Annotated in this window: 21 protein-coding genes and 2 tRNA genes; 6 read left to right on the top strand and 17 right to left on the bottom strand. The window is 65.8% G+C overall.

What is annotated here, in order from left to right; translation table 11 throughout:
• Positions 1 to 99 precede the first annotated feature (99 nt).
• Together D1793_RS15585 and D1793_RS15590 are read left to right on the top strand one after the other, a co-directional pair.
• Positions 100 to 1143, top strand: a complete 1044-nt coding sequence (locus D1793_RS15585) for an agmatine deiminase family protein (protein ID WP_119022959.1) — start codon at positions 100 to 102, stop codon at positions 1141 to 1143.
• 162 nt (positions 1144 to 1305) lie between these two features.
• Positions 1306 to 2208, top strand: a complete 903-nt coding sequence (locus tag D1793_RS15590) for a carbon-nitrogen hydrolase (RefSeq protein WP_119022960.1) — start codon at positions 1306 to 1308, stop codon at positions 2206 to 2208.
• 83 nt (positions 2209 to 2291) lie between these two features.
• Here D1793_RS15590 and D1793_RS15595 read toward each other — a convergent pair whose 3' ends face one another.
• The 14 genes from D1793_RS15595 to D1793_RS15660 form a co-directional block, all read right to left on the bottom strand.
• The gene (locus D1793_RS15595) at positions 2292 to 3536 is read right to left on the bottom strand and encodes a uracil-xanthine permease family protein (RefSeq protein ID WP_119022961.1); all 1245 of its coding nucleotides are present in this window, start codon (positions 3534 to 3536) and stop codon (positions 2292 to 2294) included.
• A 76-nt stretch (positions 3537 to 3612) separates the two neighbouring features.
• Positions 3613 to 5256, bottom strand: coding sequence for a glycerol-3-phosphate dehydrogenase/oxidase (locus tag D1793_RS15600; RefSeq protein ID WP_119022962.1), 1644 nt, complete (start codon positions 5254 to 5256; stop codon positions 3613 to 3615).
• Between the two features lie 188 nt (positions 5257 to 5444).
• Complete coding sequence (locus tag D1793_RS15605) at positions 5445 to 7181, bottom strand: ABC transporter substrate-binding protein (protein WP_119022963.1); 1737 nt, start codon at positions 7179 to 7181, stop codon at positions 5445 to 5447.
• A 62-nt stretch (positions 7182 to 7243) separates the two neighbouring features.
• Complete coding sequence (locus tag D1793_RS15610; protein ID WP_119022964.1) at positions 7244 to 7516, bottom strand: DUF2160 domain-containing protein; 273 nt, start codon at positions 7514 to 7516, stop codon at positions 7244 to 7246.
• Positions 7517 to 7529: 13 nt separating this feature from the next.
• Positions 7530 to 8423 carry a carbohydrate ABC transporter permease gene (locus D1793_RS15615; RefSeq protein ID WP_119022965.1) on the bottom strand — a complete coding sequence of 298 codons (894 nt, stop codon included), beginning with the start codon at positions 8421 to 8423 and terminating at the stop codon, positions 7530 to 7532.
• Position 8424: 1 nt separating this feature from the next.
• Positions 8425 to 9309, bottom strand: a complete 885-nt coding sequence (locus D1793_RS15620) for a sugar ABC transporter permease (protein ID WP_119022966.1) — start codon at positions 9307 to 9309, stop codon at positions 8425 to 8427.
• Positions 9302 to 10402 (bottom strand): ABC transporter ATP-binding protein, encoded by a 1101-nt coding sequence (locus D1793_RS15625; protein WP_119022967.1) that lies wholly within the window; start codon positions 10400 to 10402, stop codon positions 9302 to 9304. Before D1793_RS15625 ends, D1793_RS15620 begins: the two co-directional genes overlap by 8 nt.
• A 1-nt stretch (position 10403) precedes the next feature.
• Positions 10404 to 11495, bottom strand: a complete 1092-nt coding sequence (locus D1793_RS15630) for an ABC transporter ATP-binding protein (RefSeq protein WP_119022968.1) — start codon at positions 11493 to 11495, stop codon at positions 10404 to 10406.
• A 312-nt stretch (positions 11496 to 11807) separates the two neighbouring features.
• Entirely contained in the window at positions 11808 to 12437 is a 630-nt protein-coding gene (gene upp / locus D1793_RS15635; protein ID WP_119022969.1) for a uracil phosphoribosyltransferase, read from the bottom strand.
• A 117-nt stretch (positions 12438 to 12554) separates the two neighbouring features.
• Positions 12555 to 13238 carry a uracil-DNA glycosylase gene (ung, locus tag D1793_RS15640; protein WP_119022970.1) on the bottom strand — a complete coding sequence of 228 codons (684 nt, stop codon included), beginning with the start codon at positions 13236 to 13238 and terminating at the stop codon, positions 12555 to 12557.
• Positions 13239 to 13256: 18 nt separating this feature from the next.
• On the bottom strand, positions 13257 to 13736 hold the full coding sequence (gene gpt / locus D1793_RS15645) for a xanthine phosphoribosyltransferase (protein ID WP_119022971.1): 480 nt from the start codon (positions 13734 to 13736) through the stop codon (positions 13257 to 13259).
• 4 nt (positions 13737 to 13740) lie between these two features.
• Complete coding sequence (locus D1793_RS15650) at positions 13741 to 14286, bottom strand: adenine phosphoribosyltransferase (RefSeq protein WP_119022972.1); 546 nt, start codon at positions 14284 to 14286, stop codon at positions 13741 to 13743.
• A gap of 42 nt (positions 14287 to 14328) precedes the next feature.
• Positions 14329 to 15630, bottom strand: a complete 1302-nt coding sequence (locus D1793_RS15655) for an NCS2 family permease (RefSeq protein ID WP_119022973.1) — start codon at positions 15628 to 15630, stop codon at positions 14329 to 14331.
• A gap of 228 nt (positions 15631 to 15858) precedes the next feature.
• Positions 15859 to 16488, bottom strand: a complete 630-nt coding sequence (locus D1793_RS15660) for a riboflavin synthase subunit alpha (RefSeq protein WP_119022974.1) — start codon at positions 16486 to 16488, stop codon at positions 15859 to 15861.
• A gap of 406 nt (positions 16489 to 16894) precedes the next feature.
• Here D1793_RS15660 and D1793_RS15665 point away from each other — a divergent pair, with 406 nt between their 5' ends.
• The 4 genes from D1793_RS15665 to D1793_RS15680 all read left to right on the top strand — a co-directional run bounded on the left by D1793_RS15665 (position 16895) and on the right by D1793_RS15680 (position 20192).
• A complete protein-coding gene (locus D1793_RS15665; RefSeq protein ID WP_119022975.1) occupies positions 16895 to 17953 on the top strand; it encodes a methionine ABC transporter ATP-binding protein in 1059 nt (352 codons plus the stop codon).
• Positions 17934 to 18587 carry a methionine ABC transporter permease gene (locus tag D1793_RS15670; RefSeq protein ID WP_119022976.1) on the top strand — a complete coding sequence of 218 codons (654 nt, stop codon included), beginning with the start codon at positions 17934 to 17936 and terminating at the stop codon, positions 18585 to 18587. Before D1793_RS15665 ends, D1793_RS15670 begins: the two co-directional genes overlap by 20 nt.
• 238 nt (positions 18588 to 18825) lie before the next feature.
• Positions 18826 to 19620 (top strand): MetQ/NlpA family ABC transporter substrate-binding protein, encoded by a 795-nt coding sequence (locus D1793_RS15675; RefSeq protein WP_119022977.1) that lies wholly within the window; start codon positions 18826 to 18828, stop codon positions 19618 to 19620.
• A gap of 104 nt (positions 19621 to 19724) precedes the next feature.
• Positions 19725 to 20192, top strand: coding sequence for a GAF domain-containing protein (locus tag D1793_RS15680; RefSeq protein ID WP_119022978.1), 468 nt, complete (start codon positions 19725 to 19727; stop codon positions 20190 to 20192).
• A 158-nt stretch (positions 20193 to 20350) separates the two neighbouring features.
• On the opposite strand, the gene D1793_RS15685 is transcribed toward D1793_RS15680, so the two are convergent.
• The 3 genes from D1793_RS15685 to gap all read right to left on the bottom strand — a co-directional run bounded on the left by D1793_RS15685 (position 20351) and on the right by gap (position 21712).
• Positions 20351 to 20427 (bottom strand) — tRNA-Val (locus D1793_RS15685).
• 21 nt (positions 20428 to 20448) lie between these two features.
• Positions 20449 to 20525 (bottom strand) — tRNA-Val (locus D1793_RS15690).
• Between the two features lie 164 nt (positions 20526 to 20689).
• Positions 20690 to 21712 carry a type I glyceraldehyde-3-phosphate dehydrogenase gene (gene gap, locus D1793_RS15695; protein WP_119022979.1) on the bottom strand — a complete coding sequence of 341 codons (1023 nt, stop codon included), beginning with the start codon at positions 21710 to 21712 and terminating at the stop codon, positions 20690 to 20692.
• Between the last annotated feature and the right edge of the window lie 214 nt (positions 21713 to 21926).

Genomic DNA, 21926 nt, shown 5'->3' on the forward strand with positions numbered 1-21926 from the left:
GAGGCCAACCCTCTCACGCTCGCCACTTGCATCGTCGTGCATTGATGCCTACATTCGCGACCTGACCCACCGATCCACCCAGCGGGGCTTTCACTGACCATGGCCAAACGCCTGCTTCCCGAATGGTACCCTCAGGATGCCGTCCAGCTCACCTGGCCCGGTCCCGACAGCGACTGGGCGCCCCTGCTCGAGCGCATCGAGGCCACCCTGGAGGCCATGGTGGTCGCCATCGCCCGCTATCAGCGGGTGCTGGTCAGCGTGCCCGATACCGCCACCCGCACCCACCTGGCCGGCCGCTTCGCCAGCCTCGGCGTGCCGGAAGAGCGAGTGACCCTGGTGGTAGCGCCCGCCGACGACACCTGGGCCCGGGACCATGGCCCGCTGGCCGTGGAGGAGAACGGCGAACTGCGCCTTCACGACTACGTCTTCACCGGCTGGGGCGGCAAGTTCCCCGCCGCCCGGGACAATACCCTGACCCGGCGGCTGGCACAGGCCGGCGCCTACGCCTGCCCGGTGAGCGAGCGCGGCCTGGTGCTGGAGGGTGGCGCGCTGGAGAGCGACGGTGCCGGCACCCTGCTTACCACCGAGGCGTGCCTGCTCAACCCCAACCGCAACCCCGGGCTCGACCGGACGGCGGTGGAAGACTGGCTGCACGAGGACTTCGGGGTGACCCGGGTCCTGTGGCTGGCCCACGGCCACCTGGAGGGTGACGACACCGACAGCCACGTGGACACCCTGGCGCGCTTCTGCGACCCTGCCACCATCGCCTACGTGCGCTGCGACGACGAGAGCGACCCCCACTACCCGGCGCTGGCCGCCATGGAGGCGGAGCTCAAGGCGTTGCGCCGCCGGGACGGCGAGCCCTACCGGCTGGTGCCGCTGCCCTGGCCGCGCCCCTGCTTCGACCCGGTGGACGGCCACCGCCTGCCGGCCACCTACGCCAACTTCCTGATCATCAACGGCGCGGTGCTGGTGCCCACCTACGGCGATGCCGCCGACACCCGGGCGCTGACCGCCCTGGCCGGTGCCTTCCCGGGGCGTGACATCATCCCCATCGACTGCCTGAGCGTGATCCGCCAGCACGGCAGCCTGCACTGCCTGACCATGCAGCTGCCCCAGGGCAGCCTGGCCAACCGGGCCTGAAGGAAATTGGAACCACGAGATTAGGGGCGCTGGGGACAAGCCGAAGAGGAGGTCCTACGCCAGGGATGGCGTCGGTAGCGTACAGGGAAGTATTCACAGCGCCTCCTCGCAGGCTTGTCGCCAGACAAGCCCCGAGAAAATGAATAAAGAGGAGAGTCGATCATGCCCCGCCAACTGAAGGTCGGCCTGGTCCAGCAGCCCGCCTGGCCCGACAAGGCCAGGAGCCTCGCCGAGAGCGAGGCCGGCATCCGCGAGCTGGCCGCCGCCGGCGCCGAGCTGGTGATGCTCCAGGAGCTGCACGCCACCCACTACTTCTGCCAGTACGAGGACACCGAGCTCTTCGACCTGGCCGAGCCCCTGGACGGCCCCACCGGCACCCGCCTGGCGGCGCTCGCCGCCGAGCTCGATATCGTGCTGGTCGGCTCGCTGTTCGAGCGCCGCGCGCCGGGGCTCTACCACAACACCGCCGTGGTCTACGACCGCAAACGCGGTGCCGTGGGCCACTACCGCAAGATGCATATCCCCGACGATCCGGGCTTCTATGAGAAGTTCTACTTCACCCCGGGGGACGCCGACGACGCCCGCGGCCAGGGCTTCCACCCCATCGACACCTCGGTGGGCCGGCTCGGCGTGCTGGTGTGCTGGGACCAGTGGTACCCGGAAGCGGCGCGCCTGATGGCGCTGGCCGGGGCGGAGCTCTTGCTCTACCCCACCGCCATCGGCTGGGACCCCGCCGACGACGACGCCGAGAAGAGCCGCCAGAAGGACGCCTGGACGCTGATCCAGCGAAGCCACGCAGTGGCCAATGGCGTGCCGGTGATCGTCGCCAACCGGGTCGGCCACGAGCCGGATCACTCCGGGGTCGGCCGCGGCATCGACTTCTGGGGCGGCAGCTTCATCGCCGGCCCCCAGGGGGAGCTGCTGGCCCACGGCGGCGTCAATGCCGAGCGCCTGCTGGTGACCCTGGACATGGCGCGCGGTGAGGACGTGCGCCGGATCTGGCCGTATCTGAGAGACCGCCGCATCGACGCCTACGGCGACCTCACCCGGCGCTATCGGGACTGAACCAGACGCACCCACGACAATAAGGCGGCGCGCTTCCATGAGAAGCGCCCCGCCTGCGTCAGGAGGGGTGTCCAGGCGACGCCCTACTCGTCCTCTTCTGCCCGCGGCAGCACCCAGTTGAGCACGATGCCCACCAGGGCGGCGAGGCTCACTCCCTGCAGGGTGAACTGGCCGCCGCCGAACTGCATGCCGCCGATGCCGAAGACCAGGATCAGCGAGATCACCACCAGGTTGCGCGGCGCGGTCAGCGAATGGCCGGCGCGCACCAGGGTGTTCATGCCCACCACGGCGATGGAGCCGAACAGCAGGGTCATGATGCCGCCCATCACCGGACCCGGGATGGTCTGCAGCAGGGCGCCGAGCTTGGCCACGAAGGCCAGGCCGATGGCGAGACAGGCCGCCACCACCATGTACTTCGGATTGAAGGCGCGGGTCAGGGTCACCGCCCCGGTCACCTCGGAGTAGGTGGTGTTGGGCGGACCGCCAAACAGCGCCGCGGTGGTGGTAGCCAGGCCATCGCCCAGCAGGGTGCGGTGCAGACCCGGCTTCTCCAGGTAGTTCTTCCGCGTCACCGAGCCGATGGCCACCATGTCGCCGATATGCTCCACCGCCGGCGCGATGGCCACCGGGATCATGAAGAGGATCGCCGCCCAGTGGAAGCTCGGCGCGGTGAACGCCGGGATCGACAGCCAGGCCGCCTCGCGCACCGGCGTGAAGTCCACCATGCCCATCGCAAGCGCCAGCACATAGCCGGTGACGATGCCGCCCATGATCGGGATCAGGCGGATCAGGCCGCGGCCGAACACCGCCAGCACCAGGGTCACCAGCAGGCTCACCATGGAGAGGAAGATCGCCGGGGCATAGCCGATGTTGTCGCTGGTCTCGCCGGTGGCCATGCTCACCGCCACCGGCGCCAGTGCCAGGCCGATCACCATGATCACCGGTCCCACCACCACGGCCGGTAGCAGCCGATGCAGCCAGGCGGTGCCCTTGAGGCGCACGGCCTGGGAGATCGCCACGTAGACCAGGCCCGCGGCCATCAGGCCGCCCATGGTGGCCGGGATGCCGAAGTTGACCACCGAGCCCTGGATGGGGGCGATGAAGGCGAACGACGAGGCCAGGAAGACCGGCACGGTGACCCGGGTCACGCCGTGGAACACCAGGGTCCCCACGCCGGCGGTGAAGAGCGCCACGCTGGGGTCGAGCCCGGTGAGCAGCGGCACCAGTACTAGAGCGCCGAAGGCCACGAAGAGCATCTGGGCCCCGGTCAGCAGGGTCCTGGGCAGCGATTCGGCCGCGGGGTGGGCGGCCGCCGAGGTGTCAGTCATGGGGAGCTCCGGGGGGTCAGGAAGAGGGAACCGGGCGGCATTCTAGCAGTCCGCCCCGCCGTGAACGAGCCATCCCTCAGCTCCCCGATTCCACCTTCGCCTCTCGCGACTCGGTCGGGGCCTCCCCCAGGTACTCTGCCAGACGCTGCTGAGCCAGCTCTCCGAAGAGGATCTGGCAGGCCTCACGGAGTCCGGGCGACTCGCGGATGCTCGCTTCCGAGACCACCAGGGAGATCTTGGAACGCCGCCTCAGGAAATCCTCGAGGCGGGTGACCATCTCCCGCCGTCGCGCCTGCTCGAGCTCGACCCGTAGGTACTCGGTGCCCTCGATGAGGACCTCCGCCTGCCTCTCGTCCTCGCGAATTGCCTCGAGCATCTCGATGGCCTGCACGCCATAGCGTCGCCACAGGCGCTGGCTCAGCGGCTCCGAGGCGTTCTCCGCGGTCATGGCGTCCAGGTTCATCAGCCGCGCCTGATGCAGGAAGGCCTCGCGCACCGAGGCATCCGGCTCACCGTACCAGCGCTGCCTGGGATAGGGCACCTCGACCCCCAGCCCCCGAACCGCTTCCACCACCTCTTCGCCGACGTTGAGACAGTCGGTCAGCTTCCCGCCGAAGATGCTCAGGTGCTGGCGCTCGGCGTCCAGGTCGATGGCATGCTTGCGCGACAGGTTGAGGAAGTCGCGCCCCTCCCCGCCCCGCGACTTGACCGCCAGCGGCCTCACACCGCAGCGCGTCGAAATGATATCCCCCTTGCCGAGCGGCGTGGCCAGATCCAGCCGCTTGTTGATGTTGTCCAGCACGAAGCGGATGTCTTCGTCGGTGGCTTCCACCTCCGGGCGCTCCACCCGGGTGTCGGTGGTGCCGATGCAGGTGCGCGGCCCCATGGGGATCACGAAGAAGGGGCGTCCGTCGTCGGCGAAGAAGGCCAGCACCCGCCGTTCCCGGGTCAGCCGGGGGACGACCAGGTGGATGCCCTTGGAGAAGACATGCTGGTGCTCGGTGCTCTGACCCGACTGGCTGTTGAGATGGTCCACCCAGGGCCCGGCGGCATTGATCAGCACCCGGGAGCGGATCTCGAGGGTCTCGCCGGACATACGGTCCTGCACCTGGCTTACCCAGGTGTCACCGTCACGCCGGGACGCCAGGCACTCCACGTAGTTGGCCGCCACGGCACCGAAGTCCATGGCGCCGCGCACGAAGTTGAAGACGAAACGGGCGTCATTGTCGTGCAGGTAGGCATCGGAGTACTCGAAGCCCCCCAGCGCCGACGCCACCTCGATGATCGACTCCCGTGCCTTGATGGCCGTGGGCCCGAGGAACAGCGGGCGTCTCGTGAAGGCGTTGCCCATCAGCCAGTAGAGCCAGGCCCCGGCCCAGGGCACCAGCGGATGGTGGCGGAAGCCTCGGTTGATGGTGGTCAGGAAGCGAATCTCCTGAACGGTCGACGGGTAGCTCTTGATCAGATGGTTGCGGCTGCGGCACAACTTGCGCACCAGCGCGAAATCGCCGCTCTCCATGTACTTGATGCCGCCCCACACCAGGTTGGAGGAGTGCATGCTGGTGCTGCCGGCGAAATCGCCACGGTCGATCAGCGCCACGCTGACCCCCTTGCCGCTCAGCGCCGCCGCGGCCGAGGCCCCGTTGATGCCGCCGCCCACCACCAGCACATCGAAGCAGCGGTCGGCAAGCTTGCAAAGGTTGCTCTGTCTCAGTTGCATCTGTTGCCCTTCCTGAAAGCCCTTCCTGACAATCCGTCTTGAAAGCACGTCTTGAAAACCAGCCTTTAAAACAATGGGGCCCCGCTCGGCATCACCGAGCGGGGCCTGGATCCCGTTCGGGCGACCGGTCACACTTGGCTTGTCTCCCGGCCGCGCCGGGGCCGGCGGCTCACGCCGCCGGTGTCGTCTCAGCGTGTACCGACAGCCATCCACTCCTCCATCAGCTGGTCATAGGGAACGGTGGTGCCCTGGGGCATCTCGTCGTCGAGCCTGGGCTTGGGCGCTCCCTCCTGAGAGAGCCAGTACTCCGGATCACGCTCCTCGTTCAGCATCGGCGCGTAGGACTCGAAGACGTTGGCTCGGGCCAGGCGCGCCATGATGTTGTCGAGGGCGGCAGCCAGGTTGTCGAGGCCCTCCTGGGGAGTGATCTCGCCGCTGATCACCGGCGCCAGGTTCTGCCACCACAGCGGCGCCATGCGCGGATAGTCGGGCACGTTGGTGCCGGTGGGCGTCCACATGGACTCGTTGGGGCTGCGGTAGAACTCCACCAGGCCGCCCAACCTCGGCGCCATCTCGGTCATCTGCTCGGAGAAGATGTCGGACTCGCGAATAGGGGTGAGGCCTGCCATCAGCTTCTCGAGCGACACCGTCTTGGCCGTGGTGAACTGGGCGAACAGCCAGGCGGCGGTGCGGCGATCCTCCGGGGTGGAGTCGAAGAAGGTCCAGGAGCCCACGTCCTGATAGCCCACTTTCATGCCGTCTTCCCAGTAGGGACCAACCGGCGACGGCGCCATCCGCCACTTGGGGTTGCCCTCGTCGTCGGTCACCGCCACGCTCGGGTCGATCATGTCGGCGGTGAAGGCGGTGTACCAGAAGATCTGCTGGGCGATGTTGCCCTGGGCCGGCACCGGTCCCGCCTCACCGAAGGTCATGCCCTGGGCCTCGGGCGGTGCATAGTCACGCAGCCAGTCCACCGCCTTCTGCATGGCGAAGACCGAGGCCGGGGCATTGGTACCGCCACCACGCGTCACGCTGGCGCCGACCGGCCGGCTCTCCTCATCGACGCGAATCCCCCAGTCGTCCACCGGGTTGCCGAAGGGAATGCCCGGGCTGCCCATGCCGGCCATGGAGAGCCAGGAATCATGGAAACGCCAGCCGAGCGAGGGGTCGCGTCGGCCATAGTCCATGTGCCCGTAGACCCTCACGCCATCGATCTCCCCCACATGATCGGTAAAGAACTCGGCGATGTTCTCGTAGGCAGTCCAGTTGGTCGGCACCCCCAGGTCATAGCCGTAGATCTCGCGGAACTGCTCCTGGAGGTCCTCGCGCTGGAACCAGTCATAACGGAACCAGTAGAGGTTCGCGAACTGTTGGGTCGGCAGCTGGTAGACACTGCCATCGGGGCCGGTGGTGTACTGCAGGCCGATGAAGTCGTCGAGATCCAGCGTCGGCAGCGTGTAGTCGGCCCACTCGTTCTCCATCGCCTGTGACAGGTTGATGGTAGTGCCGTAGCGGATGTGGGTACCGATGGCATCGGAATCATTGACGTAGCCGTCGTAGATGTTGCGTCCGGTCTGCATCTGGGTCTGCATGTTATCTACCACATCACCTTCGCCGATGATGTTGTGGGTCACCCGGATGCCGGTCAGCTCCTCGAAGGCCGGGGCCAGCACGTCGCGCTCCCAGACGTGGGTGGTCAATCCCTCGGCCACGGTGTTGATTTGCATGCCGCGAAACGGCTCGGCGGCCTGGGCAAACCACAGCAGCTCCTCGATCTGCTCCTCCCGCGAGAGGGTCGAGTTCTGGAAGTGCGTGTCTACCAGTCGCTCGGCGATGGCCCGAGCCTCGTCGTTGGCGTGCAGCCCGGCAGAGGCGAGCAGCAGCCCCGCAGCGACCGCCGTCAGTTGGATCCTTTTATTCTTCATGTTGACCTCGTTCTGCGTGTGGTTGTCATCCGTGACACGGATATCGTCCGTACTGCCTTGGTTCAGCCCCAGCGCATCAGCACCAGCAGCCAGAGGACTGATGCCCCCAGGGCCAACCAAATCGAAAGCTCGGTGAAACCGACCACCGCCAGGTGGATATAGGCGGCCGAGAGCAGCCCGATGAACAGCCGATCCCCCCGGGTGGTGGCGATGGGGAGAAAGCCCCTACGCTCCACGGTCGGCGAGGCGAGTTCCCAGGCCGTCATGCCCACCAGGATGGCGGCAATGGCCGCGAAGAAGATCGCCGTGGGCGTGGTCCATACCATCCAGTCCATGACCTCTTCCTCCTCAGGTGCGGCCCAGGGCGAAGCCCTTGGCGATGTGATTGCGTACGAAGTAGACCACCACGATGCCCGGAAGGATGGTCAACACCCCAGCGGCGGCCAGCGTGCCCCAGTCGATGCCGGACGCCGTCGAGGTGCGCGTCATGATGGAGGCGATCGGCTGGGCATTGGTGGCGGTCAATGTCCGGGAGAGCAAGAGCTCCACCCAGGAGAACATGAAGAGGAAGAACAGCGTGACGCCGATCCCTGAACGGATCATCGGGATGAAGATGGTCACGAAGAAGCGCGGGAAGCTGTAGCCGTCGATATAGGCGGTCTCGTCCACCTCCTTGGGCACGCTGCTCATGAAACCCTCGAGGATCCACACCGCCAGCGGGATGTTGAACAGGCAGTGCGCCAGCGCTACGGCGACGTGGGTATCGAACAGCCCCACCGAGTAGTAGAGCTGGAAGTAGGGCAGCAGGAACACCGCGGGGGGCGCCATCAGGTTGGTCAGCAGCCAGAAGAACAGGTGCTTGTCACCGATGAAGCGGAAGCGGCTGAAGGCGTAGGCCGCCGGCAGCGCCACGCAGATGCTGATCAGCATGTTCATCAGCACATAGGCCAGGGAGTTCACATAGCCCATGTACCAGTTGGCATCGGTGAAGATGCGGGCATAGTTGGCCACGGTGAAGTCCTGGGGCCAGAACGAGAAGGAGCCCAGGATCTCGCTGTTGGTCTGGAACGAGAGGTTGACCAGCCAGTAGATCGGCAGCAGCACGAACAGCAGGTAGAGCCCGAGCAAGGTGCGGCGACGCCAGCGCGTGGTGGCCGGACGGGCCTGCCGGCGGCGCCGGGCCGCCTGTTTCGCGGCCTGTTCGCGGACGCTGTCGGGCGTGGTGGGCACGGCACTGGTCATTTCAGGCTCCCCCCTGATGGTTGTCTTTCTGGGTGTTGATGATGGCGGTGTAGAAGATCCAGCAGACCAGCAGGATGATCAGGAAGTAGATGAGCGAGAACGCCGCCGAGGGTCCCAGGTCCTGCTGGCCGATGGCCATGGTGGTCAGCGACTGGCTGAGGAAGGTGGTGGAGCTGCCTGGCCCGCCGCCGGTGAGCACGAAGGGCTCGGCGTAGATCATGAAGGAGTGCATGAAGCGCAGCAGGATGCCGATCACCAGCACGTTGGTCAGCTTGGGAAGCTGGATATGGCGGAATACCGCCCAGCGCGAGGCGCGATCGATGCGCGCCGCCTGGTAGTAGGCGTCGGGGATCGAACGCAGGCCGCTATAGCAGAGCAGGGCAATCAGCGGCGTCCAGTGCCAGACATCCATCAGGATGATGGTGGCCCAGGCGTCCACCGGGTTGCGCGTGATGTTGTAGGCGTAGCCGAACTCGCGGATGCCCACCCCCATCAGGCCGATATCCCCCCGGGTGAAGAGCTGCCAGATGCTGCCCACCACGTTCCAGGGAATCAGCAGCGGCAGGGTGATCAGGATCAGTACCGCCGACGCCTGCCAGCCCCGCTTGGGCATCAGCAGGGCGATCCCGATGCCGAGCGGGACCTCGATGGCGAGGATGGTCAGGGAGAAGGCGAACTGGCGCAGCAGGGCCGACTGCAGCGCCGGGTCGTTGAGCATCGTCTGGAACCACTCGGTCCCGGTGAAGAAGCGCGTGTTGGCATCGAAGACGTCCTGCACCGAGTAGTTGACCACCGTCATCAGCGGAATGATCGCCGAGAAGGCCACCAGCAGCAGCATGGGCAGGATCAGCCACCAGGCGCGGTTGTTGTAGACCTTGTTATTCATGGGGAATCTCCACGCGGAACTCGTCGACATAGAGCCCGACCCGCGCCAGGGGAAAGCGCAGCCAGGCGGTGCCGACCGGCATCGGGGCGTCCTCCTCGAGGCGCGCCTTGATGGGCACCTCGCCCAGGGTGAGCTGAAGGATCGAGTAGGTACCGAGGTCCTGGACGTCCTCCAGCCTTGCCGGCATGCCGCCCTCCACCGGCGCCGCATGGACCTCGACGAACTCCGGCCGGATGCCCAGCTTGACGTTGTCCGACCGGGCGCCGCTGACGGCCTCACGGACGATCGCGGGGAGCTCGAGAGGCAGGTCGCCGGCCATCAGCCGGCCATCGCGAACCTCGACGTCGAGGAAGTTCATGCCGGGGCTGCCGATGAAGTAGCCGACGAAGGTGTGGTTGGGGCGCTCGAACAGCTCCCTCGGGGTACCGAACTGCACCACCTGACCCTCGTACATGACGGCAATCTTGTCGGCGAAGGTGGAGGCCTCGAGCTGATCATGGGTCACATAGACCATGGTGATGTTGAAGCGCCGATGGATCTCCTTGAGCTTGCGCCTCAGCTTCCACTTCAACTGGGGGTCGATGACGGTGAGGGGCTCGTCAAAGAGGATGGCCGAGACGTCATCGCGCACCAGCCCGCGTCCCATGGAGACCTTCTGCTTCTCGTCGGCGGTGAGGTTCTTGGCCTTGCGCCTGAGCTGCGGGGTCAGGTCCAGCACGTCGGCCACTTCCAGGACCCGCTCGTGCACTCGGTCAGGAGGCGTCCCCACGTTGCGCAGGGGAAAGGCCAGGTTGTCGTAGACGGTCATGGTGTCGTAGACCACCGGGAACTGGAACACCTGTGCGATATTGCGAGCCTCGGGGGGCTGCGAATTGACCCGTTCGCCGTCGAACAGGACGTCGCCACTGGAGGGCTCGAGCAGCCCCGAGATGATGTTGAGCAGGGTCGACTTGCCGCAGCCGGAGGGCCCGAGCAGCGCATAGGCTCCCCCCTGGTGCCAGACGTGGTTCATCTCGCGGATGGCATAGTCCTCGGGGGCCGAGGGGTTGGGCAAGTAGGAGTGGGCCAGGCCCTTCAGGGTTATCTCGGCCATCTCATGCCCTCCCCGCGTGCTGGGTCGGGATATGCACCACGCTGCCGCTGCGGTCGAAGGCATAGACCTTGTGGGGCGGAATGAAGAGCGCAACGCCCTGCCCCGCCTCGAACTCGTGGACCCCTTCGAGGTGCACGGTCAGTTGGAAGCGGTCGTTGCGCACATGCAGGAAGGTCTCGGAGCCGCTGATCTCGGCCATGTCGACCCACATCTCGATCTCGATGTCATCGCCGCTGCGGCGCTGCAGGGCGATGTGGGAAGGACGCACGCCGAAGCGGTATTCGCCGGGTGCCAGGGTGCGCAGCTCCTCATTGAGGCGAAAGTGCACACGCGTGTCGAAGGTCACCTCCGACCCCGAGATGATGCCGTGCATGACATTGATCGGCGGCTCGGAAAACATCTCCGCGGTAAGCAGGTCCAGCGGACGATGGTAGACGTCCTCGGTGCGCCCGTACTGCAGCAGACGTCCCTCATGCAGTACCGCCGTGTTGCCGCCCAGGGCCAGCGCTTCTGCCGGCTCCGTCGTGGCATAGACCGCGATGCAATTGCGCTCGCTGAACAGCGTGCGCAGCTCCTCGCGAAATTCCTCGCGCAGCTTGTAGTCGAGGTTCACCAACGGCTCGTCGAAGAGCACGATATCCGCATCCTTGACCAGGGCGCGCCCCATGGCCGTGCGCTGCTGCTGACCGCCGGACAACTCCAGGGGCAGGCGATCGAGGAGATGCTCGATATGCAACATCTCGGCGGTCTGGCGCACCCGTCGATCGATCTCGGCCCGTGCCACCTTGGCCAGGCGCAGGGGGGAGGCGATGTTGTCGTAGACGGTCAGCGCGGGGTAGTTGATGAACTGCTGGTAGACCATGGAGACGTTGCGATGGCGCACCGACATCCCCGTGACGTCCAGGCCGTTCATCATGATCCGGCCCCGGGTGGGTCGGTCGAGGCCTGCCATCAGTCGCATCAGTGTGGTCTTGCCGGCCAGTGTCCTGCCCAGCAGGACGTTGAAGGAGCCTGGCGACAGCTCGAGGTTCACGTCCGCTATATGGGTGTCACCAGCGACCGTCAGGCCGATGTTATCCAGGATCAGTGACATATCGAATCTCGATTGTTCGTTATTGTATTACGACGAGCCGTGTCGACGTCATGTCACTATAGATGATGCGCGCTTTACTGGCACCCCTGTCACTTAACGAAAATCCAGGAATTCATTGGATCGCCCGGGAAAACTCCGGCAAGACAATGACTTTCAAAAGAAAATTACCAGAATTAGACCTTAGGCTAACGACAAGGGGTCGACAGATGGGAGTGAGAGGGGCGGAAACGAAGCGGAGCCATGTTCACAGGTGAACATGGCTCCGCTGGCAGCGACCAGCGTCGCCGGACGCTGGCCTGGAGGAGGTGGGACTCAGCGGGTACCGAAGATCTTGTCGCCGGCATCCCCGAGGCCGGGCACGATATAGCCGTGCTCGTCTAGCCGCTCGTCCACGCCGGCGGTGTAGATCTCGATGTCCGGGTAGGCGTCCTGGACCCGCTTGATTCCCTCGGGCGCCGCCACCAGCACGATCACCTTCATCTGCTTGCAGCCGCGCTCGCGCAGCATGTCCAGGGTCGCCACCATGGTGCCCCCGGTGGCCAGCATGGGATCGATGACGATGGCCAGGCGCTCGTCGAGGTCGTTGGCGAACTTGGCGAAATAGGGCACCGGCTCGAGGGTCTCCTCGTCGCGGTAGAGTCCCACCACGCTGATCCTGGCGCTGGGGATCAGGTCGGTGACGCCGTCGAGCATGCCGAGGCCGGCGCGCAGGATCGGCACGATGGTGACCTTCTTGCCCTTGAGCAGGTTCACGGGGATCTTGTTGCCGCTCCAGCCGTCGATCTCCTGAACCTCGAGCTCGAGATCCTTGGTCGCCTCGTAGGTCAGCAGCTTGGCCAGCTCGCCGGCCAGCTCACGGAAACTCTTGGTGCTGATGCCGGCTTCACGCATCAGACCCAACTTGTGCTGGACCAGGGGGTGCTGGATGGCATGGACGCTCATGGGCGGAACCTCTTCACTCTTCGGGGCGGCGGGAGACGATACCGACCTTGGCCGCATGGACCCGGCCGGTAAATTGACGGCCATTCTACCCGCATCCCGCCTCGAGGTGTAGGCGGCTCAGGGCACCTCGGGCAGCTGCCAGTCGATAGGGGTGCGCCCCTGCTCGACAAGGAAAGCGTTGGCCCGGGAGAAGTGGTGGTTGCCGAAGAAGCCGCGATGGGCGGAGAGCGGCGAGGGGTGCGGCGACTCCAGCACCAGGTGCCGGCCGGCATCGATGAGCGCCCTCTTCTGGCGGGCGTGACTGCCCCACAGCAGGAACACCGTGGGCTCGCCGTGCTCGCTGACCGCGGTGATGGCGCGGTCGGTGAAGGCCTCCCAGCCGCGCCCGCGGTGGGAGCCGGCATTGCCCTGCTCCACCGTCAGCGAGGTGTTGAGCAGCAGCACCCCCTGGCGCGCCCAGTGCTCCAGGTGGCCATGGGCCACCGGGCGGAAGCCGACGTCGGTGGCCAGCTCCTTGTAGATGTTGGCAAGCGACGGCGGAATGCGCACCCCCGGCTTCACAGAGAAGCACAGGCCATGGGCCTGGCCGGGCCCGTGGTAGGGATCCTGGCCGAGGATCACCACCTTGACGGACGGCAGGGGCGTGAGCTCGAAGGCCCGAAACCAGTCCGACGAGTGGGGATAGATGACCTTCCTGGCCGCCTTCTCGGCGGCCAGGAAGTCGCGCAGCGACTGCATGTAGGGCGCCTGGAACTCCTCGCCCAGCCACTGCTGCCAGCTATCGGGAAGCGGTGCCGCCATCCCTGCCCTCCTCGCGCCTCAGCGCTTGACCTGGTCGACCAGCGGCTCGACGTAGGCCACGCCCATGTCCCAGGGAAACTGGATCCAGCAGTCCTGAGCCACCTCGGTGAGGTACTGGTCCACCAGCGGGCGGCCCTCCGGCTTGGCATAGACGGTGACGAAGTGCGCCCGAGGCAGCAGCTCGCGCACCTTGCGGGCGGTCTTGCCGGTGTCCACCAGATCGTCGACCAGCAGCCAGCCGTCGCCGTCATGGTCGACGCCCTTCATGACATCCAGGCCGCCCTGGTCCATATGGTCGTAGCTCTTGATGCAGACGGTATCGATCAGGCGGACGTTGAGCTCACGGGCGATCAGGGCCGCGGGGATCAGCCCGCCGCGGGTGATGGCGATGATGCCCTTGAAGTCGCGCTCCACCAGCTGGTGGCAGAGCTCGCGGACGTCGCGATGCAGCTGGTCCCAGGAGACGGTGAAGTGCTTGTGGTAGCGGTTGCTGCTCATGGGGTCACTCGTCCTCGGTGAAGGAACAGACGGCGAAGACGTTGAAGCCCGCCTCGCGGATGCGCGCAGAGCCGCCGAGATCCGGCAGGTCGACGATGGTGGCGGTCTCCACCACCTGGCCCCCGCTGCGGGTGATCAGCTTGGCGGCGGCCAGCATGGTGCCGCCGGTGGCGATGAGGTCATCGACGATCAGGATGCGATCGCCCTGCTTGAAGGCGTCGGAGTGGAGCTCCACCTCGGCCTCGCCGTACTCCAGGGTGTAGGTCTCGCTGATGGTACGGAACGGCAGCTTGCCCTTCTTGCGCACCGGCACGAAGCTGCAGCCGAGCTCGTAGGCCAACGGCGCCCCGACGATGAAGCCGCGGGCGTCGATGGCGGCGACGGCATCGACCTCCATCTCCTGGTAGCGGTGCACGAAGCTGTCGATCAGCTTGCGGAAGGCCGCGCTGTTCTGCAGCAGCGGCGTGATGTCGCGGAAGTTGACCCCCGGCTGCGGCCAGTCGGGGACGGTGCGGATGACGGACTTGATGTAGTCGCCGTAGATGCTCATCGATACGTGTCTCGGTGAGTGGGTGCAAGCGGTGGTCGGAGATCAGTCGAGGAACAGGAACTTCAGCGCGAACAGCAGCGCCAGCACGACTACCGCCGGATTGAGGTCCTGGAAGCGCCCGGAGAGCGCCTTGATCGCCGCATAGCTGATGAAGCCCAGGGCGATGCCCTCGGCGATCGAGAAGGTCAGCGGCATGGCCAGGGCGGCGATCAGCACCGGCGCGGCGTCGGTGGGATCCTCCCAGTTGGCGTGGGCCAGGCTGCCGGCCATCAGCACCGCCACATAGAGCAGCGCGCCGGCGGTGGCGTAGGCCGGAATGGAGCCCGCCAGCGGGGCGAAGAAGAGGCTGATCAGGAACAGCGCGGCGACCACCACGGCGGTCAGACCGGTGCGCCCGCCGGAGGCGATGCCCGCGGTGGACTCGATGTAGCTGGTGGTGGTGGAGGTGCCGAGCACCGCACCGGCCATGGAGGCACCGCTGTCGGCCATCATGGCGCGACCGAGGCGCGGCAGCTTGCCGTCCTTGTCGAGCAGCTTGCCGCGATGGGCCACGCCCACCAGGGTGCCGGAGGTGTCGAAGAGGTCGACGAACAGGAAGGCGAAGATCACGCTGAGCATGGCGATGTCCAGCGCGCCCCACAGGTCCAGCGCCATGAAGGTGGGCGCGATGGAGGGTGGCATGGACATGATGCCGCCGTACTCGTTGTGGCCGAGCAGCATGGCCATCACGGTGATGCCGAGGATGCCGATCATCACCGCTCCGGTGACCTTCAGGTAGGCCAGGGCGGTGATCACGAAGAAGCCCAGCAGCGCATAGATGGCCGCCGGCTGGGAGAGATCCCCCAGGGCAACATAGGTGGCCGGGTTGGAGACCACGATACCGGCGTTCTTCAGCGCGATCATCGCCAGGAAGAGGCCGATACCAGCGGCGATGCCCAGGCGCAGGGAGAGCGGGATCGAGTGGATGATCCACTCGCGCACCTTGAAGATGCTGAGCAGGAAGAAGCAGAGGCCGGAGAAGAAGACCGCGCCGAGCGCCGCCTCCCAGGTGTAGCCCATGCCCAGCACCACGCCGTAGGTGAAGAAGGCATTGAGGCCCATGCCCGGCGCCTGGGCGATGGGGTAATTCGCCCACAGCCCCATGATCAGACAGCCGATGGCCGCGGCCAGGCAGGTGGCGACGAAGACCGCGCCATAGTCCATGCCCGCCTCGGAGAGGATGCTGGGGTTGACGAAGATGATGTAGGCCATGGTCAGGAAGGTGGTGATCCCGGCGATGACCTCGGTCTTCACGTTGGTGTTGTGCTCGGACAGCTTGAACTGCTTGTCGATCAGGCTCTTCATGAGGCTCATTCCTGCGCGCGTGGACGGTGCGACGGTCCCTTGGGGGGCGAGAAGGGTCACGAGAAAAGCGGCCTATGGTACCCGCATCCCCGACGGGATGCGAGAGACCGGAAGGCCGCCGATTCAGACTCTTCACGCTGCTCGTCACACTGTATAAGCAAAGGCCGGGCCAGGCGCCAGCCGCGCCGCCAACGCAGACCTGACGAAGTGGTCAATCACCCGCCGCGTTCAGATGCCTCGGGCCGCCAGCACCCGCTCCACGGTCTCGACGATGGCCTGGGTCTGGGGGTCGATCTCGATGTTGACGCGGTCACCCGGCACCCGGTCCACCAGGGTGGTGCGGGCCAGGGTCTCGGGGATCAGGTTGACGCAGAAGCGCGGGCCGTGGGCGGCGGTGGCCGGGCGCACCTCGCCGATGGTCAGGCTCGCGCCATCGACGCCGATGTAGCCCTTGTCGAACAGGAAGCGCCCCAGGGCGTGGGGCAGCTCGAACCACAGGCGACGATTGTTGGGTGCCTCATCGAGCTCCACCAGTTCGGCCACCGCCATCACGTGGCCGGACATCGAGTGCCCGCCGATCTCGTCGCCGAAGCGGGCGGCGCGCTCGATATTGACGCTGTCGCCGACCGCCAGTGCACCAAGGTTGGTCACCCTGAGGGTCTCGCGCATCAGGTCGAAGCTGATCCGCTCGCCGTCGATGGCGGCCACCGTCAGGCAGACCCCGTTGTGGGCCACCGAGGCACCGATCTCGAGCCCCTGGCGCAGCGCCTCTGGCAGGGCGATGACATGGGTGCGGAACTGCTCTGCCTCTTCAATGGCGACCACCTCGGCGGTGCCCTGCACGATACCGGTGAACATGGCGTCTCCTCGACTGGGATGGGCCCCGGGCGGGGCCAAGGGTCACGAGTGTAGAGAACTCTGCCCCGCCGCGTCCACGCCGGCACTCCACGAACCAGCGCCTTCACCTGCCAATCACGAATAAACAGGAAATTATTCTGCACAATGGGCGAGAAGACCACAACAACACCCAGGTCGATTGACAGCGACGCCCGCCGCGCCTAAGCTTCCCGGCTACATTGAACGGCGCCGATTTGTACCCGGCTTGCGGGCGCCAGCGCGGTGGCACGCTCTTCGGAGCGGCCAGCGTGTGAAGTGCAGCTAAAAGGGTGTGTCCAGCGTTGATGGCCACCCGTAAGGGTGGCCTTTTTTTGCACCCCACCCTGGCCTGCCCCGCCCGCCCCGGCGCCCCGTTTGCGGTGCTTCCATGATCCGACTCCAGAACGTTTCCAAGACCTATGCCCTCAAGGGCCGGCGCGGCAGCGCCCGGACCGTCCAGGCGCTGAAGGATATCGACTTCCACGTGCCCGCCGGACAGATCCACGGCGTGATCGGCCTCTCCGGGGCCGGCAAGTCGACCCTGATCCGCTGCGTCAACCTGCTCGAACGCCCCACCACCGGCACCGTCAGCGTGGACGGCCAGGAGCTCACCGGGCTCTCCCGCCAGGCGCTCAACCAGGCGCGCCACGGGATCGGCATGATCTTCCAGCACTTCAACCTGCTGACCAACCGCACGGTGTTCGCCAACGTGGCCCTGCCCCTGGAGCTGATGGGCATGAAGCGCGCCGAGATCCGCAGCCGGGTCACGCCGCTGCTGGAGCTGGTGGGCCTGGCCGACAAGGCGGCCCAGTACCCGGCCCAGCTCTCCGGCGGCCAGAAGCAGCGGGTGGCCATCGCCCGGGCGCTGGCCAGCCGGCCCAAGGTGCTGCTGTGTGACGAGGCCACCTCGGCGCTGGATCCCCAGACCACCGCCTCGATCCTGGCGCTCTTGCGCGACATCAACCAGAAACTCGGCCTGACCATCCTGCTGATCACCCACGAGATGGAGGTGGTCAAGGCGATCTGCCACCGGGTCAGCCTGATCTCCGATGGCGAGCTGGTGGAGGAGGCCGAGGTCGGCGACTTCTTCACCTCGCCCAGGACCCAGCTGGGCCGCGAGTTCCTCAACGACTTCCTCCAGCTGGAACCGCCCCGGGCGCTCTTCGAGCGCCTGGAGGCGACGCCCGGCGAGCAAACCCATCCGGTGGTGCGCCTGGCCTTCTCGGGCGATGCCGTCTCCACCCCGCTGATCTCCAGGCTTGCCCGGGAGTGCGGCGTCGACGTCAGCATCCTGCAGGCCAAGGTGGAGTCGATACAGGAGCGCACCCTGGGGCTGATGATCGCCGAACTGATGGGCCCGCCGGTCAAGACCCGCGAGGCCATCGACTACCTCGAATCCCATGATCTGCACGTGGAGGTGCTCGGCCATGTCCAGCGCGATGATTGACCTGATCCTCCGAGCCACCCTGGACACCCTCTACATGGTGGCCATCTCCGGGGTGCTCTCGGCTCTGGTGGGCATTCCCCTCGGGGTGCTGCTCTACGTGACCCGCCCCGGCCAGGTGCTGGCCCAACCGGCGGTGAACGGCGTGCTCGGCATCGTCACCAACATCGGCCGCTCGATACCCTTCATCATCCTGATGGTGGCGATCATCCCCTTCACGCGCATGCTGGTGGGGACCTCCATCGGCACCAATGCCGCCGCCGTGCCGCTGACCATTGCCGCCATCCCCTTCATCGCCCGCCTGGTGGAGGGCGCGCTGAACGAGATCAACCCGGGCCTGGTGGAGGCCGCCCAGTCCATGGGCGCCACCCCCTGGCAGATCATCCACAAGGTGCTGCTGCCCGAGGCCCGCGGCGGTATCTTCACGGCGCTGACCGTCACCGTGGTGACCCTGGTGAGCTACTCCGCCATGGCCGGCGCCGTGGGCGGCGGCGGCCTGGGTGATCTGGGCATCCGCTACGGCTACAACCGCTTCAACCCCACCATCATGCTGATCACCGTGGCGATCCTGGTGGTCATGGTGCAGGGCTTTCAGAGCATCGGGGATTATCTGGTCCGCAAGAGCGATCATAAATGAAAAGACACCGATTTCCTGCTGCGCTCGACATCCCGGCCGCCGGCGCTGCCGGTGCGCCGGCCCGGTCGCTGTCCTCATGTAGCAGGCTACATTCCGGAAGCTGCGCTGCGGCGGCAGCCGGCCTGACTTCGCTCGCAACGTAAATCGGTAGCTTTTCCGCCACCGTTAATAGCTATTTTATATTTAAAATATTTTTTTTATTCCATTAGTATCGCACCATCATCACAGGAGACCCGCCATGCGCAAGACACTACTCAGCACCCTGCTCGCCTCCAGCCTGGCCCTCGGCGCCGGCAGCGCCCTGGCCGACGAGCACCGCATCAAGATCGGCACCGTGGCCGGCCCCGAGACCGACGTGATGCAGGTGGCCGCCGAGATCGCCCTGCGCGAGTACGGCCTCACCGTGGAGATCATCGAGTTCACCGACTACGTGACGCCCAACGCGGCCCTGGCCGACGGTAGCCTGGATGCCAACGCCTACCAGCACGAGCCCTACATGCTGGCCATGGTCAACGACCGCGGCTACGACTTCGCCATCGCCGGACGCACCTTCGTCTATCCCATCGGCGCCTACTCCGAGAAGTACGCGAGCATCGACGAGCTGCCTGAGCGCGCCCAGATCGCCCTGCCCAACGACCCCTCCAACGAGGGCCGCTCGCTGATCCTGATGCACAACGAGGGGCTGATCCAGCTCGACGACCCGGAAAACCTCGAGGCCACCCCCCTGAACGTGGTGGAGAACCCGCGCAACTTCCGCTTCCGCGAGATCGAGGCGGCCCAGCTGCCCCGCGTGCTGCCCGACGTGGACATGGCCTTCATCAACAACACCTTCGCCCAGCCCGCCGGCCTGAGCCTGGACGACGCCCTGATCAAGGAGGGCCCGGAGTCCCCCTACGTCAACCTGATCGTGGTGCGCGGCGGCGACGAGGAGCGTGAGGCGATCCAGCAGCTGGTGCGCAGCTACCAGACCGAGGAAGTGAAGGCCAAGGCGGCCGAGCTGTTTGGACCGGCGGCAGTGCCCGGCTGGGAATAAGAAAAACGGAGATGCTAGTGCGTAACGCATCTCCGAATTTTCATGATGACCCATAGAGCATTGGAGGCCGGCCTTAGCCGGCCTCTGCCATTTCAGGAGCCGTGATGACCGTTGACTATCCCCTGCTGGCCCGCCAGCTCGCCGCACTGCTCGATACCCGCGACTGGCTGACCAACAGCGCCCAGACCGCCGCCTTCCTGATGCAGGAAATCCCCGAGCTCAACTGGGTGGGCTTCTATCTGCAGCGCGCGCCCGAGACGCTCTGCCTCGGACCCTTCCAGGGCAAACCCGCCTGCCACCCCATTCCCTTCAGCAGGGGGGTGTGCGGCGCCGCGGCGCGCACCCGCAGCACCCAGCGCATCGAGGATGTCCACGCCGTGGCCGACCATATCACCTGCGACGCCGCCTCCAGGGCCGAGCTGGTGGTACCCATCGTGGCAGGCGACCGGCTGTGGGGCGTGCTGGACCTGGACAGCCCGAGGCGCGGGCGTTTCAGCGCCGACGACCAGGCCGGCATCGAGGGCCTGGTGGCGATCTTCATCGAGCGCACCGACCTGACGGCGTCGGCGTAGCGGCAAGGCCATGCCGACGGCGCCGGATGAGGCGGTAGCCGAGAGGAGAGGATGAGGCGGCAGCCGAGAAGGGAAGCACCCGAAAAGGGGATGACGACACAGCGGGAAACCATAAGCAGAACGCCCCCGCAGCAGGGCTGCGGGGGCGTTCCGGAATCTGGTAGGACCAGGCGGATTCGAACCGCCGACCTCTACCATGTCAAGGTAGCGCTCTAACCAACTGAGCTATGGTCCTCTGGTGATGCCTTCTGCGTACTGGTAGGACCAGGCGGATTCGAACCGCCGACCTCTACCATGTCAAGGTAGCGCTCTAACCAACTGAGCTATGGTCCTGTTTCAGCAGCAGATTGCCGAGGTGTGCTCGCCTCGGCAACGGATGCATATATTACCTATCCGACAGGTTTTTGCAAGCCTTCAGCGCCACTCCTGGTCCGCTCCATCGGCACCCGCCAGCATTGAGACGGAGGCCGGGAGCTGAACTTGCCAAATCCGGTCAGTCAGGCTGCTTCGTGTCCAGCCTCGCATGCTGCCTGCATGGCCAGCGCAGTATCCAGCATCCGGTTGGAAAAACCCCACTCGTTGTCGTACCAGGCCATCACCTTGACCAACCGGCCGTTCACCCGGGTGTGGTTGGCGTCAAAGGTGGAAGAGTGGGCGTCGTGGTTGAAGTCGATTGACACCAGCGGCTGGGCGTTGACCGCGAGCACAGGAGAGGCCTCGGCGGCCTTGGCGACGATGGCGTTGATCTCCTCCCGGGTGGTGTCGCGGCCCGCGGTGAACACCAGGTCCACCAGCGAGACGTTGATCACCGGCACCCTCACCGCCAGGCCGTCTAGGCGGCCGTCAAGCTCCGGCAACACCAGCCCGACAGCAGCGGCAGCCCCGGTCTTGGTGGGAATCATCGAATGGGTGGCACTGCGCGCCCGGTAGGGGTCGCTGTGGTAGACATCTGAGAGGTTCTGGTCGTTGGTGTAGGCGTGCACCGTGGTCATCAGGCCGTTCGCGATGCCCACCGCCGCGTGGAGCGCCTGGGCGACCGGCGCCAGGCAGTTGGTGGTGCAGGAGGCATTGGAAACCACCTTGTGCTCGGCGGTGAGCACAGTCTCGTTGACCCCATAGACCACGGTAGCGTCGGCGTCGGGGCTCGGTGCTGAGATCAGCACCCGCTTGGCACCGGCCTCAAGATGCTTAGCGGCAGCGGCCCGCCTGGTGAAGAGCCCAGTACACTCCATCACCAGGTCAACGCCAAGCGACTTCCAGGGCAGAGCGGCCGGATCGCGCTCGGAAAAAATGGCAATGCGGTCGCCATTCACGCTCATGCTCGCTTCATCGTGCTCCACTTTACAGGGGAAGCGCCCGTGCACGGTGTCGTGGCGTAGCAGATGGGCGTTAAGAGCCGGCGCACCGAGATCATTGATGGCCACCACCTCCACACGATGGCGATAGCCATTCTCATAGAGGGCCCGCAGCACGTTGCGGCCAATACGTCCAAAACCATTGATGGCGATCTTCAGGGTCATGGGTCTCTCCTCCATGGCGCTGCCATGCGCTGTGTTGTGTTGTCATGAGACGGAGGGAGCCCGACCGGCGCGGATGGCGACCAGAGGCCGTTCGCTGTGCCCACGGGCTCGTCCTTGCCCCTCAATATGCCCGATGGAAGAGAGCCGCTCAAGCAATTTTTGTTATTTTTAGCAAAAAACTACTTGGAAAACCGAGAATATGTTCGTAAATTTA

It is taken from the genome of Halomonas sp. JS92-SW72 (assembly GCF_003547075.1).
Classification (GTDB): Bacteria; Pseudomonadota; Gammaproteobacteria; order Pseudomonadales; family Halomonadaceae; genus Halomonas; species Halomonas alkalicola.

Bases quoted from the DNA above. Each gene is read 5' to 3' on its own strand.
- D1793_RS15675 (WP_119022977.1), top strand. From the start codon at position 18,826: ATGCGCAAGACACTACTCAGCACCCTGCTCGCCTCCAGCCTGGCCCTC.
- D1793_RS15655 (WP_119022973.1), bottom strand. From the start codon at position 15,630: ATGAAGAGCCTGATCGACAAGCAGTTCAAGCTGTCCGAGCACAACACC.
- D1793_RS15600 (WP_119022962.1), bottom strand. From the start codon at position 5,256: ATGCAACTGAGACAGAGCAACCTTTGCAAGCTTGCCGACCGCTGCTTC.
- D1793_RS15620 (WP_119022966.1), bottom strand. From the start codon at position 9,309: ATGAATAACAAGGTCTACAACAACCGCGCCTGGTGGCTGATCCTGCCC.
- D1793_RS15625 (WP_119022967.1), bottom strand. From the start codon at position 10,402: ATGGCCGAGATAACCCTGAAGGGCCTGGCCCACTCCTACTTGCCCAAC.
- D1793_RS15660 (WP_119022974.1), bottom strand. From the start codon at position 16,488: ATGTTCACCGGTATCGTGCAGGGCACCGCCGAGGTGGTCGCCATTGAA.
- D1793_RS15585 (WP_119022959.1), top strand. From the start codon at position 100: ATGGCCAAACGCCTGCTTCCCGAATGGTACCCTCAGGATGCCGTCCAG.
- D1793_RS15605 (WP_119022963.1), bottom strand. From the start codon at position 7,181: ATGAAGAATAAAAGGATCCAACTGACGGCGGTCGCTGCGGGGCTGCTG.
- D1793_RS15650 (WP_119022972.1), bottom strand. From the start codon at position 14,286: ATGAGCATCTACGGCGACTACATCAAGTCCGTCATCCGCACCGTCCCC.
- D1793_RS15595 (WP_119022961.1), bottom strand. From the start codon at position 3,536: ATGACTGACACCTCGGCGGCCGCCCACCCCGCGGCCGAATCGCTGCCC.
- D1793_RS15615 (WP_119022965.1), bottom strand. From the start codon at position 8,423: ATGACCAGTGCCGTGCCCACCACGCCCGACAGCGTCCGCGAACAGGCC.
- gpt (WP_119022971.1), bottom strand. From the start codon at position 13,736: ATGAGCAGCAACCGCTACCACAAGCACTTCACCGTCTCCTGGGACCAG.
- ung (WP_119022970.1), bottom strand. From the start codon at position 13,238: ATGGCGGCACCGCTTCCCGATAGCTGGCAGCAGTGGCTGGGCGAGGAG.
- D1793_RS15665 (WP_119022975.1), top strand. From the start codon at position 16,895: ATGATCCGACTCCAGAACGTTTCCAAGACCTATGCCCTCAAGGGCCGG.
- D1793_RS15630 (WP_119022968.1), bottom strand. From the start codon at position 11,495: ATGTCACTGATCCTGGATAACATCGGCCTGACGGTCGCTGGTGACACC.
- D1793_RS15590 (WP_119022960.1), top strand. From the start codon at position 1,306: ATGCCCCGCCAACTGAAGGTCGGCCTGGTCCAGCAGCCCGCCTGGCCC.
- D1793_RS15680 (WP_119022978.1), top strand. From the start codon at position 19,725: ATGACCGTTGACTATCCCCTGCTGGCCCGCCAGCTCGCCGCACTGCTC.
- upp (WP_119022969.1), bottom strand. From the start codon at position 12,437: ATGAGCGTCCATGCCATCCAGCACCCCCTGGTCCAGCACAAGTTGGGT.
- gap (WP_119022979.1), bottom strand. From the start codon at position 21,712: ATGACCCTGAAGATCGCCATCAATGGTTTTGGACGTATTGGCCGCAAC.
- D1793_RS15610 (WP_119022964.1), bottom strand. From the start codon at position 7,516: ATGGACTGGATGGTATGGACCACGCCCACGGCGATCTTCTTCGCGGCC.
- D1793_RS15670 (WP_119022976.1), top strand. From the start codon at position 17,934: ATGTCCAGCGCGATGATTGACCTGATCCTCCGAGCCACCCTGGACACC.